Source organism: Shewanella sp. P1-14-1 (assembly GCF_001401775.1).
Classification (GTDB): domain Bacteria; phylum Pseudomonadota; class Gammaproteobacteria; order Enterobacterales; family Shewanellaceae; genus Shewanella; species Shewanella japonica.
Genome location: NZ_LKTL01000017.1, coordinates 12,612 through 38,303 on the forward strand (window position 1 = coordinate 12,612; position 25,692 = coordinate 38,303).

The 25,692-nt window shown below is 41.2% G+C and carries 22 protein-coding genes; 7 read left to right on the forward strand and 15 right to left on the reverse strand.

The window, feature by feature from the left end; translation table 11 throughout:
* Positions 1-79: 79 nt before the first annotated feature.
* The 6 genes from pepN to AN944_RS13270 all read right to left on the reverse strand — a co-directional run bounded on the left by pepN (position 80) and on the right by AN944_RS13270 (position 6,726).
* The gene (gene pepN / locus AN944_RS13245; RefSeq protein WP_055025109.1) at positions 80-2,716 is read right to left on the reverse strand and encodes an aminopeptidase N; all 2,637 of its coding nucleotides are present in this window, start codon (positions 2,714-2,716) and stop codon (positions 80-82) included.
* Between the two features lie 86 nt (positions 2,717-2,802).
* On the reverse strand, positions 2,803-3,396 hold the full coding sequence (lpoB, locus tag AN944_RS13250; protein ID WP_174567611.1) for a penicillin-binding protein activator LpoB: 594 nt from the start codon (positions 3,394-3,396) through the stop codon (positions 2,803-2,805).
* 39 nt (positions 3,397-3,435) lie between these two features.
* On the reverse strand, positions 3,436-4,803 hold the full coding sequence (locus tag AN944_RS13255) for a COG3014 family protein (RefSeq protein ID WP_055025111.1): 1,368 nt from the start codon (positions 4,801-4,803) through the stop codon (positions 3,436-3,438).
* Positions 4,800-5,381 (reverse strand): peptide deformylase, encoded by a 582-nt coding sequence (def, locus tag AN944_RS13260; protein ID WP_082420015.1) that lies wholly within the window; start codon positions 5,379-5,381, stop codon positions 4,800-4,802. Before def ends, AN944_RS13255 begins: the two co-directional genes overlap by 4 nt.
* A gap of 133 nt (positions 5,382-5,514) precedes the next feature.
* Positions 5,515-5,727 carry a SlyX family protein gene (locus AN944_RS13265; RefSeq protein ID WP_055025112.1) on the reverse strand — a complete coding sequence of 71 codons (213 nt, stop codon included), beginning with the start codon at positions 5,725-5,727 and terminating at the stop codon, positions 5,515-5,517.
* Between the two features lie 33 nt (positions 5,728-5,760).
* Positions 5,761-6,726 (reverse strand): WD40 repeat domain-containing protein, encoded by a 966-nt coding sequence (locus tag AN944_RS13270; protein ID WP_055025113.1) that lies wholly within the window; start codon positions 6,724-6,726, stop codon positions 5,761-5,763.
* Positions 6,727-6,875: 149 nt separating this feature from the next.
* Between AN944_RS13270 and fkpA the strand changes: the two genes are divergently transcribed.
* On the forward strand, positions 6,876-7,634 hold the full coding sequence (gene fkpA, locus AN944_RS13275) for an FKBP-type peptidyl-prolyl cis-trans isomerase (protein WP_055025114.1): 759 nt from the start codon (positions 6,876-6,878) through the stop codon (positions 7,632-7,634).
* A gap of 79 nt (positions 7,635-7,713) precedes the next feature.
* On the opposite strand, the gene AN944_RS13280 is transcribed toward fkpA, so the two are convergent.
* The gene (locus AN944_RS13280) at positions 7,714-8,682 is read right to left on the reverse strand and encodes a zinc transporter ZntB (protein WP_055025115.1); all 969 of its coding nucleotides are present in this window, start codon (positions 8,680-8,682) and stop codon (positions 7,714-7,716) included.
* 193 nt (positions 8,683-8,875) lie between these two features.
* Between AN944_RS13280 and AN944_RS13285 the strand changes: the two genes are divergently transcribed.
* Entirely contained in the window at positions 8,876-9,244 is a 369-nt protein-coding gene (locus AN944_RS13285) for a YacL family protein (protein ID WP_055025116.1), read from the forward strand.
* 97 nt (positions 9,245-9,341) lie between these two features.
* Here AN944_RS13285 and AN944_RS13290 read toward each other — a convergent pair whose 3' ends face one another.
* Both AN944_RS13290 and narQ read right to left on the reverse strand, forming a co-directional pair.
* Entirely contained in the window at positions 9,342-9,971 is a 630-nt protein-coding gene (locus AN944_RS13290; RefSeq protein WP_055025117.1) for a response regulator, read from the reverse strand.
* A complete protein-coding gene (gene narQ, locus AN944_RS13295; RefSeq protein ID WP_055025118.1) occupies positions 9,964-11,715 on the reverse strand; it encodes a nitrate/nitrite two-component system sensor histidine kinase NarQ in 1,752 nt (583 codons plus the stop codon). Before narQ ends, AN944_RS13290 begins: the two co-directional genes overlap by 8 nt.
* 243 nt (positions 11,716-11,958) lie before the next feature.
* Between narQ and nrfA the strand changes: the two genes are divergently transcribed.
* Both nrfA and AN944_RS13305 read left to right on the forward strand, forming a co-directional pair.
* The gene (nrfA, locus tag AN944_RS13300) at positions 11,959-13,359 is read left to right on the forward strand and encodes an ammonia-forming nitrite reductase cytochrome c552 subunit (protein WP_055025119.1); all 1,401 of its coding nucleotides are present in this window, start codon (positions 11,959-11,961) and stop codon (positions 13,357-13,359) included.
* Positions 13,360-13,495: 136 nt separating this feature from the next.
* Positions 13,496-13,981: a GFA family protein gene (locus AN944_RS13305; RefSeq protein WP_082420016.1), complete on the forward strand. Its 486-nt coding sequence runs from the start codon at positions 13,496-13,498 to the stop codon at positions 13,979-13,981.
* Positions 13,982-14,087: 106 nt separating this feature from the next.
* On the opposite strand, the gene AN944_RS13310 is transcribed toward AN944_RS13305, so the two are convergent.
* The 4 genes from AN944_RS13310 to AN944_RS13325 form a co-directional block, all read right to left on the reverse strand.
* The gene (locus tag AN944_RS13310) at positions 14,088-15,803 is read right to left on the reverse strand and encodes an insulinase family protein (RefSeq protein WP_055025120.1); all 1,716 of its coding nucleotides are present in this window, start codon (positions 15,801-15,803) and stop codon (positions 14,088-14,090) included.
* On the reverse strand, positions 15,803-17,266 hold the full coding sequence (locus AN944_RS13315) for a pitrilysin family protein (protein WP_235530906.1): 1,464 nt from the start codon (positions 17,264-17,266) through the stop codon (positions 15,803-15,805). Before AN944_RS13315 ends, AN944_RS13310 begins: the two co-directional genes overlap by 1 nt.
* A 209-nt stretch (positions 17,267-17,475) precedes the next feature.
* Positions 17,476-18,441 carry a L,D-transpeptidase family protein gene (locus AN944_RS13320; RefSeq protein ID WP_055025121.1) on the reverse strand — a complete coding sequence of 322 codons (966 nt, stop codon included), beginning with the start codon at positions 18,439-18,441 and terminating at the stop codon, positions 17,476-17,478.
* A 268-nt stretch (positions 18,442-18,709) separates the two neighbouring features.
* Positions 18,710-19,636 carry an LpxL/LpxP family Kdo(2)-lipid IV(A) lauroyl/palmitoleoyl acyltransferase gene (locus AN944_RS13325; RefSeq protein ID WP_055025122.1) on the reverse strand — a complete coding sequence of 309 codons (927 nt, stop codon included), beginning with the start codon at positions 19,634-19,636 and terminating at the stop codon, positions 18,710-18,712.
* Positions 19,637-19,738: 102 nt separating this feature from the next.
* Between AN944_RS13325 and hldE the strand changes: the two genes are divergently transcribed.
* The 3 genes from hldE (at position 19,739) to AN944_RS13340 (ending at position 22,938) form a co-directional block, all read left to right on the forward strand.
* On the forward strand, positions 19,739-21,169 hold the full coding sequence (gene hldE, locus AN944_RS13330; RefSeq protein WP_055025123.1) for a bifunctional D-glycero-beta-D-manno-heptose-7-phosphate kinase/D-glycero-beta-D-manno-heptose 1-phosphate adenylyltransferase HldE: 1,431 nt from the start codon (positions 19,739-19,741) through the stop codon (positions 21,167-21,169).
* A complete protein-coding gene (locus AN944_RS13335) occupies positions 21,169-22,131 on the forward strand; it encodes a hypothetical protein (protein WP_082420017.1) in 963 nt (320 codons plus the stop codon). The genes hldE and AN944_RS13335 overlap by 1 nt, the downstream gene beginning before the upstream one ends.
* Positions 22,132-22,455: 324 nt before the next feature.
* Positions 22,456-22,938 (forward strand): TetR family transcriptional regulator, encoded by a 483-nt coding sequence (locus tag AN944_RS13340; protein WP_055025124.1) that lies wholly within the window; start codon positions 22,456-22,458, stop codon positions 22,936-22,938.
* A gap of 69 nt (positions 22,939-23,007) precedes the next feature.
* Here AN944_RS13340 and AN944_RS13345 read toward each other — a convergent pair whose 3' ends face one another.
* A complete protein-coding gene (locus AN944_RS13345) occupies positions 23,008-24,372 on the reverse strand; it encodes a MipA/OmpV family protein (RefSeq protein WP_055025125.1) in 1,365 nt (454 codons plus the stop codon).
* 182 nt (positions 24,373-24,554) lie between these two features.
* Entirely contained in the window at positions 24,555-25,568 is a 1,014-nt protein-coding gene (locus AN944_RS13350; RefSeq protein WP_055025126.1) for a sensor domain-containing diguanylate cyclase, read from the reverse strand.
* Positions 25,569-25,692 lie beyond the last annotated feature (124 nt).

Genomic DNA, 25,692 nt, shown 5'->3' on the forward strand with positions numbered 1-25,692 from the left:
AAGAAGGCATCGCCTTAATAAAACAATGCCGTTTCTATGAAGAAACGGCATTTGATATGTTAGCGATTTAAATAATAGCTTATTGATTTAGCATTTCACTGATTTTCACGCAGCCTTGTTCTTTTTGGCGTGCCTCAAGTAGTGCGCGACGCGTCATTTGAGATAAGCCCGTTTCGGTATCTAATACTCGGTTGATGGCTGCAATATTGGCATTATTGCAAGCTGTTGGGATTAACGCGCGATTGTAAGCCCGCATAAATACTGGGCCCTTTTTATCTGTTTCTGTAATATTGGCTAAGCGCTCTTCTGCCGTTGCTGCACTGAGTAGCTTTTGTTCACTTGGGTATAAATAATTCATCGCCACCCGTAACTTAGAGAAAGGCATGTCTGTATCGTGTTCAATATTGTGCAGCCATTGGCGCTTTATTTGCGCTTGTGGCCGACTGACTTCTGCCGCTATTGCAGATTTTTGGCCGCTATCAGAACTGTCTGCTTGCTTCTCTCTTGTAAGTAGTTTGGCACTATTTGGGTAATCATAACGGTTAAGTTGGATAATGATTTTCCAGCGTAGATCTTGGTTAATATTCAAGCCTCTTATCGCACTATGGCCGCTAAGAAGATCGGCTAAATGATCTAATGCGTCACGACTGTTCGCCATGGCGATATAACTATCAAACCAGCGACGTTGGAAGTCAGGGTTATCATGATGCTGCATAGCCATACGTAAGCTCATTTGGCTCAGCGCACGGTTAACTTTTTGTGCATAGGCTTGATGATTCGGCGCCATGCTGTTCAGGTATCGTTGTGCTTGTTTCAAGTTGCCGATAACTTGCCCTAAAATAGTGTAATCCTGCTCCTTAGGGGCATTAACCAGTGCAACATTGATAAATTGTTTTAAAGACGCTTTTCCATCAGCAACACTATCCCACATGCTCTGCCATAACATTGACCTAAGCAGCGGATCGTTGACTTTACTTAGCTGCTCTTTAGCGGTTTGAAATGACTGCTCATCGAGAGTCACTTTAACGTAGCCCCAATCATCAAAATTTGGGTAAACCAAATTAGGACAGTGCTTACCAATAACCTCTGGCACTGCGGTTTTCTCACCTTTATAAGTCACGGCAACTTTAGGACCTGAGTGGACAGAATAACGACTAACATTAAATAGGGCGACTTGAACTCGTTGCTCTCGTAAAGTTGGTAGCTCGTTGCTTGGCGCGGTTTGCAGTAAATTGAATTGGCTTATGCGGCCATTTTCACAACGAAAATCAGCTTCAAGTGTGTTAACACCAGCTTGATATAGCCACGCTTGAGTCCATTGAGATAAATCTCGGTTACTGGCTTGTGCCAAGCTGCCAATAAAGTCATCGAGCTCAGCATTTTGGTAACTGTATTTTTCTAGGTACTGCTGAACCCCTTGCTGAAAAGTGTCCTCACCCAGTAAGTGACGTAATTGCTTTAGTGTTGACGCCCCTTTGTAATAGGTAATTGCATCAATATTATCAAATGCATTCATGCTGGTGGGGACTGGGACTTCTATTGGGTGAGTCGTCACTAAGCTATCTTGACGATAAGCGCTTTGTTTTCCATGGGCGTAAAATGTACGCCATGCATGGGTAAACTCAGTGGCTTCACTGGTTGCTAAGGTACCCATAAATGATGCAAAGCTTTCATTTAACCATAAGCCATTCCACCATTTCATCGTGACTAAATCACCAAACCATTGGTGAGCCATTTCATGCATAATAACCCCAGCAAGTCGCTGCTTTTGCGCTGCGGTCATCGTGTCTTTATACATGAATCGGTTTTCTGCAAAGGTGACTGCTGCTGCATTCTCCATTGCACCATATAAAAAGTCTGGCACTAATAATTGGTCATATTTTTTGAAAGGGTATTCGATGCCAAAGTAGTCATCAAAAAAGGTTAGGCCTTGCTTAGTGTAGGTAAACCAGTCCTTCGCGGTGACTTGCTCGGCGACAGACTGCCTAGCAAATAATCGCATCGGGTATTTGCCACTATTATCTTCCCAAACATGGTAAGGCCCTGCGTGCATAGAAAAGTTATATGGGCTTAATTTAGGGGTAACTGGAAAACTCCAAACATTGCTATCTGCTTGTTCGTCGATTTGTGTTTCACGCATGGTACTAATGACATGCCAATCTTTAGGCGCTGTGACGCTAATCTTATAGGTGGCTTTTAAGTCTGGTTGGTCAAATACGGCAAACATTTGTTGAGCTGCTGCTGGTTCAAAGTGTGAATAGAGATAAACTTTGTTATCTACAGGGTCAACAAAACGGTGTAAGCCTTCACCGTTGGTGCTATGTTCACGGCTATATTCCACTTCAATGGTATTGCGCCCCGTACTTAATAGCTGAGGGTTAATGGTGAGGTAAGCATCATTGTAGTTGGGGTAGATTGCTTTGCCATTCACCACAAATTTACTGATGTTGGCTTTGTTTAAGTCCAGTGTAAGCGGCTCTTTATTATTGCTGAGGATAAAGTCTACTGTTGTATTTGCATTAAAATGAGTGTCGCCAGTTAATGTAAATTGAAGTTGGTAGTTGACTTCAGAAATGATAGTTGAGCGAGCCATCGCTTGTTGCTGACTAATATTAGCACTGCCATCTCGCTCAGTAAGACCGATATTGGATGTACTTGAGCAAGCAAACAGGCCGGCACAAGTTAGCGCGACGATTGACGACTTAAACAATTTCACTTTTTCTTCCCTAAATTTATTATTGTTATATTCACGGTTATAAAAAAGCCGACTCAAGGTCGGCTAAATTTTATGGTATCAGAGGTTTATAGACCTAAGAAAGACTTAGATTTTACTTTACGAATTTCTTTTTCATCAGACCACTCGATTAGACCTGTTTCTAGATCCATTAGGCGCATAGTCATTTTGTAGTAAACATCTTTTGTGCTGCCATCTTGTTTTACGATGCTAGATAAGTTGCCGTAAAGCATGTATTGCGCACCAACTTGGCGACCAAACTTTATCGCTGTTGATGGGTCAACCATACCAGCATTGTTTTGGTAATCTAGCTGCTTACGCACAGCATCCACTTTCGTCATATCGATAAAACGGAACTTGCCTGAGCGAAGTAACTTGTTGCTGATAGTGTCAGTAACAGATTCTGTATCAATATGCTCTGAGGTTTTATTTTTAATTTTGTCGACGAAGATAATTGGGCGATCGTTTTGAGTCATTACAATCACTGGTGGGAAGGTCAACATGCTATCAACCATTTTAGCAGCAATAGCTTGCAAATCCGTTGAGCCAAAGTTTTCATTGACGGTTTCTACTTCAGTTGCGTCGCCATACTCAACCTTAGATTGACAAGCTGATAGCCCGATTGCAGCGGCTAAAACAAAAATCAGTTTAAAATGTTTCATAGTAAGTTCCATATTGAATATGACTTATAAATAGTCGAGTTAGATAATTATTGAATAAAAACGGGTTTGATTTCCAGTCTCTATCACCCAAATTAATGTTGCACGGTTTGGTTTTACATCAATTTTAGCCGCAGGACTGTTGCCTAAACGGATTTGATACTCGCCTGGCTCTATGTACTGGCGGGCAATTTGTGCTTGTCGAGGCAAGGTTAACCAACTTCGTCTGTCAGCTTGCTCTGTCACAACGTTAAAAATTTGCATTAATATTGCCGCCGCATCAGCTTCGTTATTACGGCGTTTACTGCCACTTTCGACGCTTCGAGTCATTTCAGACTTAGTATAGACCCGCGCAGCTTGACGCACCAAGGCTGCAGGTAAATCTTCTTTTAATGCATTAATTGCTAAGGCATCGATATTGGCAATAGGTTCCGCTTTTAATACGGTTCCGAGCCCTTGGATTGTGGATGGTGCAATTTGTTGCCTATGGGGCTGGTAAGTTGCAAGTGACACGGTTTGCCAGTTGCCATCGATAGTGAAGGGGACCGTTAGGCTTTGTTTTTCTGGTACAAAGCCTTTTTCAACCACCATAACCACTTGGCCTTGACCTTTTTTAGGTAAAATAGCATCACCCCAACGACGTTTAAATTCATCATATTGCGGCATGGAAAGTTGCTTGGCGAGTCTAACTAGGTCTTGTTGCAAGTACTTATTATTGGGAGTGATTTGAGCGGCTTTTCGGTAGTCAATGTACGCATCGTTAGGCTCACCTAATAACTCATGCAACAAGCCAGTGGTGTAATAACTGTAAGCATTCAAAAACGAGCTAGTGACAGTACCTGTCGCTTGGTCTAGTTTGTTAATTTCGCTATCAATCGTACCGTTAGCCATTGCTCTAACTGACTTTTGAGATTTTTGGTAGCGTGCTTGTTCACTGCTTTGCAGTTGGTTACTGCGGCGAACTTCGACTAATGCACCCTGTGCATCGCCAGAAAAGAGATAATTAAAGGCTTGATATTGATGCACCATAATGCGCTCATAACCCGGTCCACGATAAGGGATGGCATTATCGTTTAATACTAAACTACTGGCGGTGGCAGTCAGATCAGAGGCGCTAATTGTGGCTCTGTCATCAAAGGCTTTATAAGCGCTAATCGCTTGTTCATAGTAGGTTTTACTGGCTTCAAAGTTACCAGAGACTTGAGCGACTCTCCCCGCTTCTTGTGCATACAACAAACCATCGTTACTGTCGATTTGTGCTGCTAGCTCAGGCAGTTTGGCTGCAGGTGAGGGACTGGCTAGGTTTTGTTTTATCGGCGCAATTTGAGATGGATAATTAATTAAAACGCTATTATATGCGCAGCCAGTTAAGCTGAAACAGATTAAGGCAATACTGAGCAATTTATTCATTGGCTCACACCTTGCCCGTCGAGTGATGGAGAATGTAAGTTATTGTATGACTGGTTGGGTATCGGAAAGTCAGCTTGATTGACATATTGCAGTTCTGGCATCTTGACCCGTTCAAGCAAGGTCATACCTTGCAAATGGTCAAACTCATGTTGAAAAATTCGTGCGATAAAACCGTCCAATTGCTGCTCGATACTATCGCCTTGAAGTGACTGATAACGTACAGTGATGCTTTTATGACGTGTTACTTCAAGACGTTGTCCCGCTATAGATAAACAGCCTTCATTCTCTGTTTCCATTTCATCAGACACCGCAATAATTTGCGGGTTAATCACCACTGTCGCTTGGGTGAGTGGCGCGCCAGGATAACGAGAGTTAGGTTTAGAATGCATGATAAAGATAGCTAAATTACTGAAAACTTGTGGGGCTGCAATCCCCACTCCATGAGCCGCGTTCATTGTTGCTATCATACTGTTAGCAAGCTGAACCAAAGCTTGATCAAATGTCACCACAGCTTGTGTTTGGCGGGTTAAAATTGTTTCGCCAGTTTGGGCTATTGTCATGATGTCACTTGCAGGCATAACGTTCCTTAAATGTTTGCAGTTAATCTTGTATAACTTAGGTGTAGCACAAGCTTACATCGCGTTTTGCTTAGGACACCTTAGTTTTTGATTTCATGAGTAATCAATGTAACAAATAAAATGCAATGACACATTAATAGTGTGGCGGCGGTGTTTCTTCTGCTTGGGTTGCCATATTGCTTGGCTCCATCGCTTGCAGTTTATTGACGATTAATGACATTTGATGTTGTTGGAACGCAACTAAATCATTTAATTTAATGACTTCTTGGTTTAGCTCTTCGATTGTTGAATCTTGAAAAGCGATTTTCATTTCTAAATCATCAATTTTTTGTTGCATATCTTGCATGTTTTTCTCTCACATTGATGGGGATGAATTGCTTTAAGGTAGAGGTCCCCATGACTCAACTAAACCTTGATTACTGATACTGACTAAATTTTGCTGAGCATCACTTGCAATAGAGTATACAACGGCGCCTCTATTTTGACTGTTTTTAGTTAACTGAATTTGTCTATTGGCCAGTTTTTTACCCGATTGCACCTGCCAAAGGATAATTTCTTTTGAGGGTGACCCTGTGACGAGTATTTTATCCTGATGAATAAATCTGGCACTGCTGAAGGTCATTTGACGGCGGTTAATGGCTAATGAAGTGACTTCTTTGCCATCGCTGTTGTTATAGATATTTCCATTTCCGGTAATATCACTAGCGAAACTGAGTGAGCCACTTTGATTTAATTGCACTTTGCCGATACGAGAGCTGAACTGCCATTGGTGAATCGGTTGCCCTGTAGTGGCTTGCCATAAAATGACTTGTCCGTCATTAGAGCCTGTTAATGCACGTTGGCCATCTGCCGAAATAGAGACACTCGAGACGCGCTCATTATGGCCTAAAAACTTAATGAGACTTTTCTCAGGTGCTAGTGACATGACAGAACCATCAATTAATCCCACTAACGTTTGGGCGTTGTTGGCAATCGCAACAGACTGTGCCGATGCTGGCAGTGACCACCAACCGATAGATTGACCTGTTTCGACATTCCAAATGGCTAATGAATCGGTTGTGAGTGTTGCTGCATAGTGAGCATTGGCTGAAAATGCAGTATCAAACACATTATTGATAGTATTATCGGCCTTGTTACTGTGTTGCCAGCGATATTTTAAGCTTTCTTCCTTGAGATCCCATAATTGAACCCCATTACTTGAAGTACTGACGAGGGCAAGCTGCGCATCTTGAGACAAGCTCGCACTATAACTCGAGTCAGTCGTAATACTAAAGACGTTATCAGCCTTGGGCTGGCAGGCTGTCAGTGAGCAAATGCATAAAATCAGCATAATTAGTCGAAACATGAACTTGCTCCTATAAAAGTTGTCTTAATGGCTGCGTTATCATTCAGGCCATTGCTAAAAACACTTTATTTAGTATAAAGTGGCCAAATATATACAAAATTTTTACCTACCGGTTATTGTAACCGCTAAAGGACGCTGAGGAAGCTTTAATGAAATCTATTTACAAATTATCGTTAGTTGCATTGGCTGTTGTTGGTCTTACTGCATGTAACCAAGAACAAGAAGTTGTTGCCAAGAAAGTTGAATTAACAACTGATGCACAAAAAGAAGCTTACAGTGTTGGTGGCTCAATTGGTCGTTACATGGCAGGTCATATTACTGAACAAGAAGAACTAGGTTTTGCTGTTGATCGTGCTCTTGTTATTCAAGGTTTCAGTGATGGACTAGCTGATACGCTTGAGTTAACTGAAGAAGAAATGCAAACAGTACTTCAAGGACTTGATGCTAAGCTAAGTGAAAAACGTACAGAGCAAGCAGAGTTAATGGCGAGCAAAGCAGTTGAGGAAGGTAAAAAGTTCCTAGAAACTAACAAGGCGAAAGAAGGCGTTGTTACAACTGAATCTGGTTTACAGTACGAAGTATTAGAAGCGGGTGAAGGCGAAACGCCAGTTGCTGAAGATACGGTTGAAGTACATTACAAAGGTACGTTAATTGATGGTACTGAGTTCGATAGCTCATACAGCCGTGGCGAACCAGCTAAATTCCCATTAAACCGTGTTATTCCTGGTTGGACTGAAGGTGTTCAGTTAATGCCTGTTGGCGCTAAGTACAAGTTCGTTATCCCATCAGAACTTGCTTACGGCGAACGTGATACTGGTACTATTCCAGCTAATTCAACTTTAGTATTTGAAGTTGAGTTACTTTCAATCGAGAAAGCACAAACTGAAGAAGCGCCAGCTGCTCAGTAATTGTGATTAAAAGAAAAGGACGCTGAGCGCGTCCTTTTTTTATGCCTAAATACTGGCTGAACATTTATCTACATTGGCTTTATAACCACTTGAGGCGATAAAAAAGCCACATTTGCAGCGCAATAAGAACAATTAATCCCGCACAAAATGCCGAAAAAGCCCAAGGGATGTCAGTGCCTGGAATACCACCAATATTGACCCCTAGTAACCCAGTTAAAAAACCTAATGGTAGAAACACCGCAGAGATTAACGAAAGAAAATATAACCGTTTATTAAGCTGCTCTGACTGCTGAGATTGTAATTGCTCTTGAGTTACGCTCGCTCTATCACGCACAGCATCAAGATCTTCAATGACTCTGATTAAGGTTTCATTTATCTCACGTATGCGTAATTTGTGCTCATTATCAAACAGGAAATGACTATCATTGAGCAGTCGCGATAATGCGTCTCTTTGAGGTGAGAAGTAACGCCTTAGGGTCACTGTTTGTTTTCTTAATTCAGCAATATCCACTCGCAGCGTTGCCGCGCTAGGTAAGGTGATTTGATCGTCTAAGGTGTCGAGTTCATCTTCAAGGTTATGGATTAACTCCATTTTTCTTTCGGTTAATCGTTCGCACAAAGACACTAAAAAGTTAGCACTCGAGTTAATACTATTAGGGTGGTTAATGATCTGCTCGGCAATATCTTTAACCGATTGCAGTTGGCGCTCACAGGTGGAGATAATACGATGTTGCTGGGCATAGATTCGCATCGATACCATATCTTCAGGCGCTGAATTAGGATTAAGGTTTATGCCGCGCAGTGCCATTAAAATACCATCAGGAGAGCTCAATGTACGAGGGCGAGTGTGCTCTGCTAATAATGTGTCAGTTTCGGTTTGAGGCAACTGGGCGTTAATGATCCATTGTTGAGCGTCAGGATGGCTATAACGAAGATGCACCCAAAGTAATCCGTCATTAGGTTGCCATTGTTCAAGCTCACTTGCTGATAAACTTGTACCCGCATTCGATCCCGTTAACAATAAGCAATATATAAAGCCTGTATCCATAGGTATCCTTGTATCCTATTGTTGTAGCATTATTTATTTGGGGTTTAATCCTTAATGAAAATAATATTAGCATTGAAGGTGAAATACAGTGAATTTATTCAGTCAGGACATTTTCATTATTTACATGTCTTAACTAAGCAGGTTTCCGGAATTTCGGTTAAAATAGAACAAAGCCTTATAGTTGAGTTTTATCATGGAATACGAGTTTCGCCGTAACAGTTTAGACGGCACTGTGTTTGCTGAATTTAGCATGGAGCATGCCATATTAGGGCGTTTTTTTGCTGAGCAATTGGCTACTGATGTTAATCGTTGCGAAGCGATATTAGCTCAAATCGAGCTTATTCGTGCGAGTAAGAAAAATGAATGGTTAATGCAAAGCGAAGACTTAGCTATGGTCATTGATAGTGAACAGGTTAGAGTGTTTGTTAACGCAATTGATTTTGACGAAGACTTTGAGCTAGAAGAGGCGATGAGCATGTATGATGCGGAGTCAGAATCGTTTTGCGGGCTTGAGGATTTTGAAACAGCGCTAAAAAGCTGGATTTCGTTTATTAAGCAATAGCGGTTTGCTTACACGAGCAATAGATAAAGTATTCAATGTTTACATTTCAATAAAAAGGCGAACCTAAGGGTTCGCCTTTTTTGAGTCAGTTTGAAGGCTAATGGTTTAAATATCTTACTGCCATTTCTGTACGGGATTTTGCATTTGCTTTACGGAGTAAGTTTTTAACATGCACTTTTACTGTGCCTTCACTGATGTGTAGCGCCTCTGCGACAACACGATTACTCTTGCCTTCTGCTAACTCTTTAAGGATTTGCAGCTCACGTGGTGTGAGCGATGCTATCCACGTTTCATCATTGTCAGCATTTTTTAGCTCGTAAATATACTCTTCAACTTCGTCGCTGATCACACGATGACCTAGCATGGCTTTTTTAAGTTGCTCAAGTAATAAATCAGGCTCAGTGTCTTTGAGTAAGTATCCGTCAGCGCCAGCTCGCAGCAGACGAACAACATCTTGTTTGGCATCTGATACAGTTAAAATAACAATGCGGGCTGTTACTCCTTCTTGGCGCATTGCATTAAGTGTATCTAAGCCTGACATGCCCTTCATATTTAAGTCGAGCAGAATAATATCCGGTTCGTCTTCACCGATGGCGGTTAACGCATCCAATCCCGTTCCTGCTTCACCAAACAGTTTAAAATCACCGTCTGAGGTTATTAACTGACAAATACCACGTCGAAGAAGCGGGTGGTCATCTACTACTAATACTGAATAAGGTTTACCCATTTAGAGGCTCCTGCTGGGGTGGAAATACGAGAGAGACTGTTGTGCCGCCCTTCGGATTATTATCAAACTTGACGCTGCCATGCAGTTTAGTTGCACGTTCATGCATGATCCCAATACCAAAATGCTGATCTCGTTCTTTTAGATGCGACACGCCAATTCCATCATCCTTGATATTGATGTGTATCATATCAGAATCTGCCAAAAAACAATCAATTTCTATTTTTGAAGGTTTTGCATGTTTGATCGCGTTGATTGTTGCTTCACGTGTCAGTTGTAAAACATGGATATGTTGTTTCGCTGCCAGTAAGTGTGGTGAGAGCTGATAGTTAAGATTAATTTCAATACCAGACTGCTTACGCAATTGGCTTAACATCACTTCAATTGCTTGGCCTAAATTAGGATCTTTGATGGTTAATCTAAAGGTTGATAAAAGTTCTCTAAGCTGACCGTATGCGGTGCTGACTCCATCATTAATATCTATCAGCTGGGTTTCAACTTTGTCAGTAATACAATTGGGGTCCATTTGTTTGCGTAACAAACTGACTTGAATTTTTAAATAGGAGAGAAGTTGTCCTAATGAATCATGGAGTTCTCTGGCTATTACCGCTCGTTCTTCCATTAATGCTAGCTGCTGTCTTTCCTCTGTCGCATTATGAATAACAATTGAACGGGTTAGCATCATAGCAAAATTAACAAATAGCATATTATTGAGTGGTTTATGCGAAATCACCTCAATATAACCTAAGCTTTTATCTTCTAATTGTAGGTTATATTTTACCGGTTTAATTTGTGCTTCTTGGGTTGTATCAGCTGTGTGTTCTTGCTTATTGGTATCAATCCAGCCGTTGTCTGCTTCAATACAATCGACCGAGTTATCAACATGTTCAATAACCAGTCTGACATAATCTAAATCTTCAAACTGTTGTAAATGAGTGAGTGCTGAACTGAGTGATTTATAATCTAAGCTGTCGGCGTGAAGTCGAATAAGGTTGTCGTATAAGAAGCTTAACTCATTATTTGCACGGGTTAATGCAATGGTTTTGTCATTCACTTGTCCCTCAAGATCTTGATATAGAGTATCGAGCTCAGAGGCGGTTTTTTTGAAAGCTTCCCCTAGTGCATGCAGCTCTACATATTCTGTCTGAGGTACATCAACCTTGAAATTGCCCTTAGATATCGCGTTGGCGACATCCATCAATTGGAGTATAGGCTCTACCATTCTGATACGAGTGTATCGGGTAGCTGCGGTGGCAACAATCAACATTAAAAATAACCCGATGATTTGGCCTATGACCAAAATACGCAGTTTGAGGGCTGCAAAGCGCTCCATTTCAAGCACTAATAAATCAATCGTATCAACGAAATTTTTTAACGAAGCTGAGTACAAATCTTGTCGATTATTTTCAATGTGGGAGCGCATTTGTTCCCACTTATTGATGACCAATAAATATTGCTGTGACAAGTCATCAGGACTGTACCAAGTTAATGAGCGTTCTAACGCTTCAGAGTGGAGTGTTGCTTCGAATAAACTTATCTTTTCATTCAGTAATTTCTCATCTCTGTCTAAAAATAATTTTAACCGATAACTTTGCATACGGAGCGAGCCTGATGCATTGATTGCTCGGGCATCACCAATACTGAAAGTAAGGTTGATAATTGAATACACCGCCAAGCTGGAAGAAATGAAAATTAGGACTAACATTAGTCTAAGAATAGTGGAGGTTAGGCTGCCTCGTTTTGTCATTTTAAATCCAACTTTGGTTTGTTTTTAATGCTCATAATAGCCAAATATTACTTTAGCGATGACTGTTTTATATTAACAGATAATCAAAAATGTGATGTACAACATATTAACATGTTGATCTAGCGCAAGCTTATTGTTCAATACTCATAAAGGGGTATTCTTAATTTAACCTTAAATGGATAAGTTTGTTCATGGAGATGTCGTGAATATTTAAAATAAAATGTAACACGGAGATGAACGGTGATGAAGATGAAAGGAAGAGTTATTGCGCTTAGCGCATTGATGGCAACCAGTTTTATGATGACTAGTGCAATGGCTAGTGATAAGACTGAACCTCGTAACGATGTTTACAAGGACAAGTATAAGCAGCAATTTGAAAGCTGGCACGCAACGTCAGAAAGTACTGAAATTGTTGATGTGCTAGAAGAAGATCCAAACCTAGTTGTGTTATGGGCAGGTTACGGGTTTGCTAAAGATTACAATAAAGCACGTGGTCACCACTATGCTGTGACTGATGTGCGTAACACTTTACGTACTGGTGCACCGACTGGACCAGATGATGGCCCAATGCCTATGGCTTGTTGGAGCTGTAAAAGCCCTGACGTACCTCGCATGATTGAAGAGCAAGGTGAAGACGGTTACTTCAAAGGTAAATGGGCTAAAGGCGGACCTGAAATCGTTAACACTATCGGTTGTAGTGATTGTCACGTAAAAGGTTCACCAAAATTACGTATTTCTCGTCCATATGTTGACCGTGCTTTAGAAGCCATTGATAAGCCATTTGATAAAGCTTCTCGTAAAGACAAGCAATCAATGGTTTGTGGTCAGTGTCACGTTGAATACTACTTTGAGAAAACAGCTGACCGTAAAGGTTATGTGAAATTCCCATGGGATAACGGTACCACAGTTGAAGAAATGGAAGTGTACTATGACGCAATCAACTTTGCTGATTGGACTCACGCAATTTCTAAAACACCTATGTTAAAAGCACAGCACCCTGGTTATGAAACTTGGATGTTAGGTATGCACGGTAAAAACAACGTAAGTTGTACTGACTGTCACATGCCACGTGTTGCTAAAGCAAACGGTAAAGGTAAGTTCACAGACCATAAAGTGGGTAACCCATTTGATCGTTTCGACGAAACTTGTGCAACTTGTCATGAAGGCAAAACAAAAGAGTTCATGATGGAAGTAACACATGAGAATCAAAAAAGTGTTACTGAAATTAAGCTAAGAGCTGAAACTCAGCTTGTACACGCTCACTTCGAAGCGGGTGCAGCTTGGGATGCTGGTGCGACTGAAGCGGAAATGAAACCTATCTTAACTGATATCCGTCACAGTCAATGGCGTTGGGACTTTGCAACTGCATCTCACGGTGTTGCTGCTCATGCTCCAGCTGAAGCATTACGTATTCTAGGTGGCGCAGTTGATAAAGCAGCTGATGCGCGTATCAAGTTAGCGCAATTACTTGCAGCTAAAGGCGTTAAAATGCCAATCGCTATTCCAGATATCTCGACTAAAGCTAAAGCACAAAAAGCCTTAGGTATGGACATGGATAAGATGAATGCTGATAAGCAAAAATTCTTAAAAGACCTTGTTCCACAATGGGATGCTGAAGCTAAAAAGCGTGAAGCAACTTACTAATAACACGATGTAATTAACATTAGTGTTGAGATAAAAAGCCCTCTTAGAGGGCTTTTTTTTGGGCTTTAAAACCATTCATTATCATGTTACTACTATCTGATAGATCATAAGGAATGACGACAACGCGGGGCGTATCATGAGTGATAATCACACCAATACTGAAGAAAAGGAAACTCCAAGCAGTCAAGATGTTACTGGATCTGAGCTGAGCCGCGGCTCTGATGATTTTATACATCAAGGAGGATGTTTATGCGGTGCAATTCGCTATCAGATTACACATCGTCCTTTTGACGCGGATTATTGCCATTGCAGTCAATGTCAAAAATCTTCCGGTGCTGTGTTTCAAGCGTGGATGGATTTTAAGGTTGAGCAGGTCGAGTGGATTGCGGGCAAGCCCGTCGAATTTGCCTCTTCTGAACATGTTCGCCGAGGTTTTTGTCAGCAATGTGGCTGTACAATAAGTTTTAGAGATACTCGCCATCCAGGCTACTATACTTTGACCATTGGCTCGCTAGACAACCCAAACCTTATTCACCCGAATTACCATATTCATACAGCGAACCAAGTGAGTTGGCTTAATATTCTTGATACCTGCGAGCGCTACCCGCTGGATCGAAGTTAATTACTCAAAAAAATGCCATGTTAGGCTTATCGGCGCATCGCTTGCTGGCTAAGTTACAACGTCTCTCATTAGAGGCTATAACGCTAAGCTTGTTATGGTGAGACTGTTATGGAGAGATAGTTATCACTTGCCAGTGTGGTAGCTTCTCATTTAGATCTGGGATGATTTTATCGGCATCGCCACGCAAAACAATAACGGGATTACCTTCAAAAACATGGTTAGCCATGGTTGTTATTGCTTTTGGTGTCAGTGAGTTAAGGGTTTCATGTTGTAATTGCTCAAAGCTAGCCGTTCTACCTAAAAGTAAGTTGTTAATATAACGGCTTTCTTTGCCGTATTTATGGTCGCTTGCCAGTTGTTGTTTACCCATTAAGTAAGTGATCACTGCATTAATTTCAGTCTGTTTAGCTGCTTGATCTTTTAACAACTGAGTATGATCGATTATTCCTTTTAGGAATGCGCCAGAATTCTCTAATGAAGTGCTGCCATAAAAATACAGGTATTGACTTAATGGCGCATCGACACACCGACCGTAAATACCATATGTGAGCCCACGTGTTTCACGTAAATCATAAAATAGCCGCCCTGAGTAACTTCGACCGAGTAATGCTGCGATGGTTTTGCAATCGGTACTATTTTGATTGTGATTTGTGGTGTTGACCAGATCAGGTTTTGCTAACACAAAGCCCACTCGAGTTTGGGTTTGAACAGTATCTTTAGCGTCAATGATAAGAATGGTCTGTGTTGATTGTTTTGTGGCTGAACCAGTGCTGTTGGTAATGATATTTGGTTGTACTTCAGTCAAATTAGGCTGAGTTGTGGCTAACCAAGTTGGCACAAAAATATCAGAGCTGGTTATGGTTGCGTTTTGCTTGTTGGCAGAGTTAGTAGAAGTACTACTCGAAAGGCTATTCAATTGACTATTCAATTGACTATTCAATGGGCTATTCAATTGACTATCCAATGGGCTATTCAAAGAGCTCTGAGCAACACCATGTGTAGCCGAAGTTATTGGAGAGGGGATAAATAAATGCCATTGAAGTTGCTGACGTATTTTGTTGTGTAAAGTTTGCAGTGTCGTGTTATCTAGCTCATTGATTGCTGACTCATTGCGAATATTGAGATTGTAAGGGTGCTGTTGTCCTAATAGCTGCTGGCGAAATGTCGTGTCGATTTCAGAACCAGTAAAAGCACCAATGTGTTTATTAAGTTTCAAGTTGCGTTTGACGGTTGCAATATTGATGTCGCTTAGCGCACCTTTTTCCCAAAACTGCCAGAGCTGTTGCTGCAATTGTTGATCGGTTGCGGTGCATTCAATGGTCATTCCTACGCTATGAAGACTGGCTCTTATCTTAATGCTGCTCAAGCAGCTTGCCATTTGTGGTGAGTAGGCGGTTGTATTGGCCATTTCTTCAAGTTTTTGCTTGAAAGCTTCAACTAAAATATCGGGGTGAGTTATAGGTTGCTGGGCTGAAATGCCGATTAAGTATAGTCGATTTAACCCAGAGTCATTAACCTCACTTGTTGGCCACTGATGAGCGTGAAACTGCTTTGTTAAGGTTATGGTGTGCGGTAACTGATAAGCAACTGGTTTTATAGCTTTAGATTGTGCTTGTTGAGTAGCGGCCAATAACTGGGATAAATTGGTTGACGTATTGCTAGCAGAGGTGTGGTTTTCTGGAACGTCAAATGACGGAATGTTAGGCGCTTGTGCTTCGGTAAAGTGAATGGGTGAGTGCTGACAACCTAATGTCATTAATGCCAACATTATCATGCTGCTGATAATAATGAGTTTGGGATGTTTGTTTTTTGGTATCAACATTATAGCGCCCAGCCTTCTAGCGTCTCAGCCATTCCTTGGGGTAATGCTTCAAGTACGCTTTTACCCCATCGAATGTACCAAGGTGGTAGCAAGTCCACTCGAACTGTTTTATCAATAAAATATGCTTGGGTAACTCGCGATATATCATCAGGAAGTACTGCTTGAATACGCTGCCATGGCTGCGTTAATGGCGCATATTTATCTCTATTGGCTGTATTTGATAAGTGTTTAGCAAGTGTTTGCGAGTGGGAAAACTGCTGTAACTGTTGAGATAGTGCTAAGGTTTTAAGTTCACATAATTGTTGCTCTGTCATCCCATTGGTCACGATGTCGGCAAATAGTGAATCAGTTAATTTTTGTAGCTCATTCAGTGAGGTGTTTGCCCGCGGGACGAGAACCAAATTGGTGACGCCGTGATTCTCCATTGTTAACGGAATTGAATAACTGAGCATGTGAGATGGCGATGCTAATGTTTGCTTAGCGAGAGCGCTGCGTAGGTTTTGAAATAAATATCCTTGCAGTAAAGAAATAGCTTCATAATCAGCATGCTCTCTTCCAACAGTATGCCAAGCCATAAGGATTGCTGGCCATGGACCACGCTCATCGACGATTTCTGTTTGAATTGCTTTGGCATTAATACTGAATTGTTCGAAGCTATCATGAGGAATATTTGGTGATGTCCAGCCTGAAAAGTGCTGTTTTACAAGGGCAAGACTGTCCTCTTCTAAATGGCCTACTAAGGATAATTGCATTGCGTCAGGGCGATAGTAACGTTGATGAAATGTCTGTAATGCTGAGGCGGTAGCACTGGTGACGTCCTGTTTACTGCCAATAATCGCATGTGCATAGGGACTGCCTTTTACTTGCGATAATAAAAACTCCATAGCGGGACGTATGTAGGGTTGATTATCAATGTTGGTTGCCATTTCCTCTAAGACAGCACCTTGTTGATTGTTGACTGTTTCAGCTGATAACACTGGGTTAATAAAGCGATCAGCCTCTAAAAATAAACTTAAAGCCAAGGCTTGAGCTGGGATAGTGGCGTAGTAATTGGTGTAATCAAAATGGGTACTGGCATTAAACTGAGCTCCTATTGCACTCATGGTTCTTGGGTAGCTATCTGCTGGTGCATTAAGGCTGCCTTTAAACAGAAGGTGCTCAAATAAGTGTGCATAACCTGATTGTCCACTGGGTTCGTTCCTAGAACCAACATTAAATTGACTGGCAATGGAGACTGTGGCCTGTTCGGGTCTGTGTACTTGTCTCAATATTAATCCGTTATCGAGCTCTGTTAGCGCTATTTGGTTTTCAATATGTTGTAGTTGGTTGATTTGCGACTGAAGCAGACATTGGGAATTGGCTTGCAGTTGAGGGCTGAGCACGACACTGATAAAAGACATCCCATAAGCAATATATTGTTTAAAACTAGAGCGCTTAGGCGGAATGAAGTCAGGTTGTGTCACTATGTCACCAGCATATTCGTAAATGATGTTGATTAGATTACTTTTATAGCGCTTGTTACTCAAGTTTACTTATTAAGATGGGGAAATAGCAAAAAGCCCAAACGCACTTGAGTGGCACTTGGGCTTTAATCGAAATAACTGCTGATTTGCTAGTGTTAGTCAGCGCTTAATCACTATTGTTGTTCACACTAACTGTTTAAACACCGTGTCTAATCAGAGTTTTTTGGACTCAATTGTTGCTCATTATGAGCTTGCTGAGCTGTATTGATGCGGGTCGGAATACCAGTACGTTGCTCTAATAAGCGTTTAAGCGTAAATGAATCGGTATCAGCATGCGCCACAATCGCAGTAATTTGTTTGTTTAGGGTTAAAGGGAGTTGCTCATTCGACTCAAACTGCTCAATGGTTTCAGACAGTGGTTGATGAACTTCTAAATAACGATTTCCGTCAGGTTCAACAGTAGCCTTAATCGGTTGGTTAACAAACTCGACTCGTGTGCCTACAGGTACGCTATTAAACAGGTGCTCGATGTCATCTTCTCGAAGTCTGACACAGCCTTGGCTGACTCTCAGACCAATGCCGAACGAGGCATTAGTGCCATGGACAGCGAATAAATTACCAACGTAGAGCGCAAAAAGCCCCATTGGGTTATCAGGCCCAGCTGGCCAAACATCGGGTAATTCAACGCCTTTTGCTGCGTATATTTCACGTGTTTTTTGAGTAGGAGTCCATGTCGGATTCGCACGCTTGCGGTACACTTGAGTGACCCAATTCTCTGGTGTATCTCGTCCAACTTGACCTATGCCTATAGGTAATACTTCAACAGTGTTGGTCCCTTTAGGGTAGTAATATAAACGCATTTCAGCGCTATTAATCACAATTCCTTTACGAGGCGCATCTGGCAAAATTAACTGATGAGGAATAACCAGTGTGCTACCAGGCTTAGGTAGATATGGATCGACACCTGGGTTGGCTTCCATCATGTTGCTCAAGCCTAACTGAAACTCAGCAGCAATGGCTTCTAGGGTAAGTTTACCCTCTGGAACCACGTAATACTGGTTTTCACCAATTAATCGACTTTCTTTAGCTGGCAGACGGTATTCAACAGCTGCAGCATTGAGACTCGTCAATAAGGCTGATATAGCAATTAAACTGACGCAAAACGACTTAATCATATGGGCGACGGATTCCTAATTTTGTTTACAGTGGTCAATTATTATTAAGTATTAATTTTATACCAAATATATATTAACTAATACTTAATAATTAACCCTTAAAGGGTAACAAGTTTGGCATCCTTGATCATTCTTATACTGATTTCAAGCTAGGTGGTGTTTGAAATCAGTTTTACCCTTACGTTTCTTGTTAATATTAATCACTGATTAAATCCCTTTTTATGAGTGATTAATCTTTAATTATTTTATTTAAAAGCCTTCCGAGTTTTTATTGATATAAGGAAGGGGTTTCTTTAGTCGGTCTAGTTTTGAATCTTCTATGTAACCACATGTATTGGCTACGGTTTCTATCAATAATATTTTCAATAATCTTGTTACCACGAATCGCATCTTCGAGTTCATTGTCACCAGGGAAATTATCCAGTGGTGGCATTATTTCCATGTGATAACCGCTATCGTCAGCGTTTCGTTCAACGAAAAAAGGCAATACCTTGGCTTTACCAAGTTTCGCCAGGGTCGTTGCACCAGTAATTGTGGCGGCATCTGGTACTGCGTAAAGCGGAATAAATACCGCACTAGAGCGACCAAAGTCTTGATCTGCTGTATACCAAATCACATCGGGATTTCGCAGACTTCTGACCATATTACGAAGATCACGTTTAGGTACAAGACCTTTATTCGAACGTAAGCGGCCATTGACCTGTAAGTACTCCATCACAGGGTTATCATGCGGGCGATAAACCCCGATTCCTGGCTGGAATTGGCCAAACATTCTTGCGCCCATTTCTAATGGTAAACAGTGCACTGCAAACAAGATGACACCATTGCCATTATCTAAGGTGTCACGCACGTGCTGATCGCCTTTCATGGTCATATGACGTTGCACTTTATCATTAGACCACCACCATGCGTTGATGGTATCAAATAAGGCTTTGCCGGTTTCTTCAAAGTTGCGTGTTAATAAAGCTGCTCTTTCTTGCTCTGGCATATCAGGAAAACACAAACTTAAATTTCGCTCTGCTGTGTGCTTTCTACTGCCTGCAAATTTCAACACTAAACGGCCTAACCCTTTACCCATTGCCATTTGCCAACGCAGAGGTAATAGTTGAGTTAGCCTCATTAATCCAACACCTAACCATAGTGGCCAATGTTTAGGATGTAATAAATGAGAACCAAATTGCGCTTTTTCTACCACGGAACACTCACTTTTAAATCAAATTAGTTTCTATTCTAACTTAATTTTATAGCAAAATTAGGTACAATCACCGTTTAATGTCAGCAAAAGAAAAAGTTTACTATGAAGGTATCTCTCCCAGCATTCGAAAAAGCCCGTGTACTAGTTGTCGGTGATGTCATGCTTGACCGCTATTGGGTAGGGCCTACAGGGCGAATTTCACCAGAAGCGCCCGTGCCAGTAGTTAACATTAAAGACATAGAAGACCGTCCAGGTGGTGCTGCAAACGTGGCATTGAATATTGCCGCATTAGGTGGACAAGTTCAGCTTGCAGGCATTGTTGGTGCCGATGAAACAGCTCAAGCATTGACCGTAGGTGTTCAAGCTCAAGGTGTAGAACCTCGTTGGTTAACTGTTGCCGACAAACCAACCATCACTAAATTACGTATTTTTTCACGTAACCAACAATTAATTCGCCTAGATTTTGAAGAGAAATATAGTCGCGCTGACAGTGATAACTTATTAAACACCAGTGAACCTATCTTAGATAATGTCGATGTACTGGTCTTGTCCGATTATGCTAAAGGCGCAATTGATTCCCCTGTTGATTTTATTGCCAAAGCACGTGCTAAAGGCGTGACCGTATTAGTTGACCCGAAAGGCAGTGATTTTTCTCGTTATCGAGGTGCATCATTATTGACGCCAAACATGAGCGAATTTGAAGCCGTAGTCGGCCCTGTCGTAGATGAGGCGGATCTCATTGCCAAAGCTAAAGGCTTAATTGAACAATTTGAGCTAGGGGCTATTCTAGTCACTCGTTCAGAAAAAGGCATGACGTTAATTAGCCAAGATGAAGCTGAACTACATATCCCTACGGTTGCCCGTGAAGTTTATGATGTGACTGGTGCAGGCGATACAGTGATTTCTGCGTTAGCTAGTTCATTAGCTGCCGGCAGTTCAATGGCACAAGCTTGTTCTATTGCCAATATGGCTGCAGGTGTTGTGGTTGCAAAATTAGGTACTGCAACGGTAAGCCGAATTGAATTGATTGAAGCTCTTGCATTAAATCAAGGCGAGTCAGGCTTTGGTGTGGTCTCAGAAGATCAGTTAATGTATGCCCTTGAGCAAGCCAGACTACGTGGTGAAAAAGTGGTCATGACCAATGGTTGTTTTGATATTTTACATGCTGGGCATGTGAGTTATTTACAACAAGCCAAAGCTTTAGGCGATCGTTTAATTGTAGCCGTGAATGACGATGCTTCAGTTAAACGCTTAAAAGGTGAGGGAAGACCTGTCAACCAAGAGGACCGCCGTATGGCAGTGCTTGCAGGTTTAGCGTCTGTTGATTGGGTGATTCCGTTTAGTGAGGACACACCACAACGTGTCATTAGTCGTTTATTACCTGATGCGTTGGTTAAAGGCGGTGATTATAAAGTCGAAGAGATTGCTGGCGGAGCTGAAGTTATGGCAGCTGGTGGCACGGTTGAAATCTTAGGATTTGAAGATGGCGTATCAACCACAACGATTATCGAAAATATTATGGCTAAAAAGTAGTGAAATTTCTGGCCCTAATTATTGGGCTTAGTTTTTTCAGCGCTATTATTGTTGGCGTTAGTCCTAAACAGGCTAACGCTAGTTCATTAAGTCGTGAGAGCCACCCCCTTTCTTACCCCAGTTATTCTTCTCTATATTCAACCGGCCAAATACATCAACTGACTGATAAACAAGCGCTGATTTGTCCAATTGCTCATTATGTTTCTTGCATAAAACAGCTACCTGCGAGAGTGTCTGCACAATTGCCTTTACGTCAGTCGGTATCACAAAGCTTGGGTCTTAAAACTGCGATGGTAATGCCAGTTGTTGATCAAGATATTGCAGGTATCGTGGTGATAAATGACAAGCTGCCAGTGATTAATCAAAGTGTGGCACTTAACGGTCAAGCGTATCAATTTAACCTTGAGCAACAAACTCAACTGACTTTGTGGCATGAGCTAGGGCACCTTGAAAATATTTCGCTGCAAGAGAGTCATTTATTGCTGCCATTAACCCCTTACCAGCACGAATGGCTAGCTGATTACTACTTAGCGTGGCGCTTAGCTCATGAGTCTGGAAGTGTGTCACTGATTTGGCAGCAGTTGCATAGACGCAATATTGCTGTGATGAATACCACTGGTAATATTGGCCATTGGAGCTCTCCACAATTATTGTGGCTACTAAATCGCTATGAAGTTGATGATATTATTGCTTTTGAACAATATGCTGACTTCATCGCTGATGCTTATCCCCACGCGCCGCAAATCAATGACACCGAAATGGATGAAATATCAAGCCTGATGCAACGCACATTTGGCCGTGGCGCCGTTCAAGCTTTGCCGCATTATATGTTTTGGCAACAGCAGCGTTTAATTGAAGTATTACATCCGACGTTAGTGCACCTGATGGGAGCTGAACTTGCTAATGCATGGCTTATTCAGCAGTTCTCAGAAGCCGAAAAGGTTATAAGCACTGATGAGTAAAACTCTCAGGTTTGAACCATGATGAAAATGTTTCAGTTAGCGTAGACTGTTGTCATGAATATTTACATTTCAATCTGAAACGCTTTTAAATAGTGTTTACCGCTAGCTAATTTGTTAAAAGCCTTATTATTGACTGACGCAGCAGCTATTTCTGTAAGATTAATTGGTGATATGTTTGCTCTTTAGCCAATGTTAAAATCCATAGTTAAAGTGCGTGTTAATAAATTGTACTTTTTAAAAAGACAAGCTAGATAAACATTTGATAGGCTATGCAAAATTTCATTTCATTGAGGTAGTTACTAGAAATAGTAACGATATTTTTGTATGGCAAAGCGTTCTAGAATCGATACTGAAATCACCATAAAATTGATTTTAGATGAGGCGTTTGAGCAAATCCTGACAATTGGGTTTGAAAACATGTCTTATACATCGTTATCAAATGCTACAGGTATCAGCCGTACAGGAATTAGCCATCATTTTCCCCGAAAGGCAGACTTTCTTTCGTGTTTAGATTCACGTATTTCAGCTCGTTTTTGCGAAGGGTTAGACTTTAGCTCTGTGCAATTACTTGAGTCTTCATGGCGACATTTTATTAGTCAAGATCACGCTAAAGCCGTCCTTAAATTGTTTTTTAGCTTGTGTGCTTCTAACCAGCAAATTCAGGGGCGCTTCAATACAGTTAACGATATTCGTTATAAAGCGCTGATGAGATTAGGTGATGAAGGTGGCTTTTGCATTGATAGGTTAATTGGTCAAAGCGCTGTGACCATGTTTAGTGCACAAACTGAAGAAGCTGTAGCGGCTTAAAACCTCATAAAGGCTCGTCATTGTCTTTTCCCTGCGCCATAAAGCTGCGCAGGGTAGGTCATCAAAAACTTAGAAATGCCACTGTATATAGATGGTGTTGTAGTTACTGCCACCTTTAATGCGCCCGAAAGCTGAGCTTGTTTCGAAAATGCCTGAACGATGATGAATACTGTAACCTAGCCATGCATTTTTTAATGGCGCATGGTTAAATACATCGCCTAGATTGACGTCAAATGAGAAGTCTAAATAATTAAGTAACTTTGATGGTCGGTAATCTTTTTCATCTAACTCACTGCCTTCAATGTAGGTGACATCAGACACATAAGACAAGCCTTCTGCAACACCAAGGCGGAAGCGCCAGCCTAAATCAAAGGTATAGAATGCCTTAACTCCGATGACACCTTCAGCTAAATTGTCTTGCACTTCAGAATCATGATGCCAAACACCACCCGCAGTAAAATAAAGATCAATTGGGTGTGTGAATAAATTGTCTGTTAAGGGTATGCCATAAAATAACGACGTCATTTGGTTGTTATAACGGTCACCTTTTGCATTGCCTGTTAGGATATCATTTAAGTTTGAAGGCGTGGCCCAACCGTGCGCGACCCTTAAAAACTCACCACTTTCCTTAGGTATTGGGTTGGTATTAGGTCGTTTAGCATCGGGGTAAAAACCAAAACCGAAGAAGGATTCTAATTGATATTGGTTTTCGATTGTCGGTAAATCATAAATATCATCTTCAAGGCGCGTGACGCCAAAGTTGGCAAGCAAGTATAAGTTACTGGCAAGGTGGTAACGGGTATTTAACCCTGCAGAAAACGCTAGACCTGCACCAGGATCAATTTTATCTAGCCCGTAATAGTGCTCATTAAATGAATCACCTTTCCATTGAAATTCTGCATATGGGTTTAATTGCCAATCACCCGCCGTCCAGTGATATTGTGTTCGTGTATAGGCGTAATAGCGTTTATCTCCATCACTTAAAAAGGCAACATCTGCTTCTAGTCCATCTTTTTGAAAGCGATATTGCACACCAAAATCAAACGCATCTGATTGAGTTTGATTTTGATATTCTTGAGGAATATCGACAAAACGAAATCGAGTATATAAATTGACTTGATGTTCTTGATGACTCCACAAATGGACACCGGCTTCTAAACCATCAATAAAAAAGTAATCATTTTCAAACTCGATTAATGGCATGACATCCGTAACAACATCTGCTTCAGTTGCGTAAGGAATATCAGCGCGACGCATGCCAATGCCGACTCCCCATGTTGAAGGAAAGTATTTTTCTGACTCGCTTTCTTGTGTCTTGCTCGTTTGAGTTGTATTTGACGTAGATGTAGCCGTTGAAGGGCTATTATCACTGGCATAAGACATTAAAGGGCTAGTGCATAATAAGATCGCACATAAGCGAGAGAAGTTAGACATAGTTCTTTAATACCAATAATAATGGAGTAATGGACTTTACAAACCACTTACAAATTGTTTAGTGGCTAACAGATGTATTTTATTGAATATTAGTGGATTATAGCATGACGTTTTTTAAAGTAATCAGTCCCCGGCTTTTTTTGTAGCAAACTGTTAACTTCTTTTGTTACTGATGAAATTGATTAGCGAATCGATTGAATAAGAGTTTTGGGTTGTTGCCAAAAAGAATAGTTATGTTTTCCTGCTTGTTTAATGCCGTACATGGCATTATCAGCTTGCTCACAAACTTCAGCAAAAGTGTCGTGTTTTGCAAAGCAACTAATGCCGATACTTAAGCCTAATGATACCGACTTTTCTTCTATAGTGACGTTCTGCTTGTAATGATTCACTAATGACCCTGCCAAAATACTAATGAGTTCATATTCTGAAATCGCGGTGATAATGACAAACTCATCTCCACCAATTCTAGCAATGCTCACTTGTTTACTCGCTAATAGCTTAGCAGCATAGTGTTGCAGGGTTTGGCTGATATTGATTAGCGCTAGGTCACCAAATCGGTGGCCATGATGATCATTGATCATTTTAAAATTATCAACGTCAATAAATAACAAGGTTCCAGAGTCAAAGTTGGCATCGTGTTGTAAGGATTTGAACGCTTTTTTAGCTGCGTTTCGATTGAGTAAATCAGTAAGCGGATCGCGATGCGCCAGTCTGGCTAAATCGAGTTGGTAACGTTTTTCTTGGGTGATATCGATGTGGGTGCCGAGGATTTTTAACGGTTTACCATCTGATGTGTATTCCACAATTCTGCCACGATCAGAAACCCATCGTACGCTTCCATCTTTGTGGATCATTCGATGTACGGCTTGGTACACGTCTTCTTTGCCTTCAATATGATCTTCAAAAGCTTTAATGACCCAGTCTTTATCATCTGGATGCAAACTTCCTTTCCAACTTTCCATATTCGCGGCATATTCTTCACGGGTGTAACCCAGTAATGACCCCCACTCTTGATTATAGATAAGTAAATCACCAGAAGGGACGTGTTGCTCCCACAAACACAACCCTGTGCCGTCAAGCGTTGCTGAAAGCTGCTGTTGCAAGTGAATGTTATGTTGTTTTAGGGCTTCATTCTCGCGCGTTAACCGCTCTATTTCTGCTGCTAATGCACTGAGTTGCGAAGCTTGGGTATCCATATGGGTCAATCATCCGTGTTCGTCAGAAAAGAACTCAATCTACTTTTGTACTTTTTTTAGCCTAAATAGTCAATTGTGTAATTTTGTAAGCTAAAGATTGATGAATCGATAATGCTATCGCATT

What these genes read in the sequence shown, in the direction of transcription:
- lpoB (WP_174567611.1), bottom strand. Translation starts at nt 3,396, where the DNA reads ATGAAACATTTTAAACTGATTTTTGTTTTAGCCGCTGCAATCGGGCTA.
- AN944_RS13255 (WP_055025111.1), bottom strand. Translation starts at nt 4,803, where the DNA reads ATGAATAAATTGCTCAGTATTGCCTTAATCTGTTTCAGCTTAACTGGC.
- def (WP_082420015.1), bottom strand. Translation starts at nt 5,381, where the DNA reads ATGCCTGCAAGTGACATCATGACAATAGCCCAAACTGGCGAAACAATT.
- AN944_RS13265 (WP_055025112.1), bottom strand. Translation starts at nt 5,727, where the DNA reads ATGCAAGATATGCAACAAAAAATTGATGATTTAGAAATGAAAATCGCT.
- AN944_RS13270 (WP_055025113.1), bottom strand. Translation starts at nt 6,726, where the DNA reads ATGTTTCGACTAATTATGCTGATTTTATGCATTTGCTCACTGACAGCC.
- fkpA (WP_055025114.1), top strand. Translation starts at nt 6,876, where the DNA reads ATGAAATCTATTTACAAATTATCGTTAGTTGCATTGGCTGTTGTTGGT.
- AN944_RS13280 (WP_055025115.1), bottom strand. Translation starts at nt 8,682, where the DNA reads ATGGATACAGGCTTTATATATTGCTTATTGTTAACGGGATCGAATGCG.
- AN944_RS13285 (WP_055025116.1), top strand. Translation starts at nt 8,876, where the DNA reads ATGGAATACGAGTTTCGCCGTAACAGTTTAGACGGCACTGTGTTTGCT.
- AN944_RS13290 (WP_055025117.1), bottom strand. Translation starts at nt 9,971, where the DNA reads ATGGGTAAACCTTATTCAGTATTAGTAGTAGATGACCACCCGCTTCTT.
- narQ (WP_055025118.1), bottom strand. Translation starts at nt 11,715, where the DNA reads ATGACAAAACGAGGCAGCCTAACCTCCACTATTCTTAGACTAATGTTA.
- nrfA (WP_055025119.1), top strand. Translation starts at nt 11,959, where the DNA reads ATGAAGATGAAAGGAAGAGTTATTGCGCTTAGCGCATTGATGGCAACC.
- AN944_RS13305 (WP_082420016.1), top strand. Translation starts at nt 13,496, where the DNA reads ATGAGTGATAATCACACCAATACTGAAGAAAAGGAAACTCCAAGCAGT.
- AN944_RS13310 (WP_055025120.1), bottom strand. Translation starts at nt 15,803, where the DNA reads ATGTTGATACCAAAAAACAAACATCCCAAACTCATTATTATCAGCAGC.
- AN944_RS13320 (WP_055025121.1), bottom strand. Translation starts at nt 18,441, where the DNA reads ATGATTAAGTCGTTTTGCGTCAGTTTAATTGCTATATCAGCCTTATTG.
- hldE (WP_055025123.1), top strand. Translation starts at nt 19,739, where the DNA reads ATGAAGGTATCTCTCCCAGCATTCGAAAAAGCCCGTGTACTAGTTGTC.
- AN944_RS13340 (WP_055025124.1), top strand. Translation starts at nt 22,456, where the DNA reads ATGGCAAAGCGTTCTAGAATCGATACTGAAATCACCATAAAATTGATT.
- AN944_RS13345 (WP_055025125.1), bottom strand. Translation starts at nt 24,372, where the DNA reads ATGTCTAACTTCTCTCGCTTATGTGCGATCTTATTATGCACTAGCCCT.
- AN944_RS13350 (WP_055025126.1), bottom strand. Translation starts at nt 25,568, where the DNA reads ATGGATACCCAAGCTTCGCAACTCAGTGCATTAGCAGCAGAAATAGAG.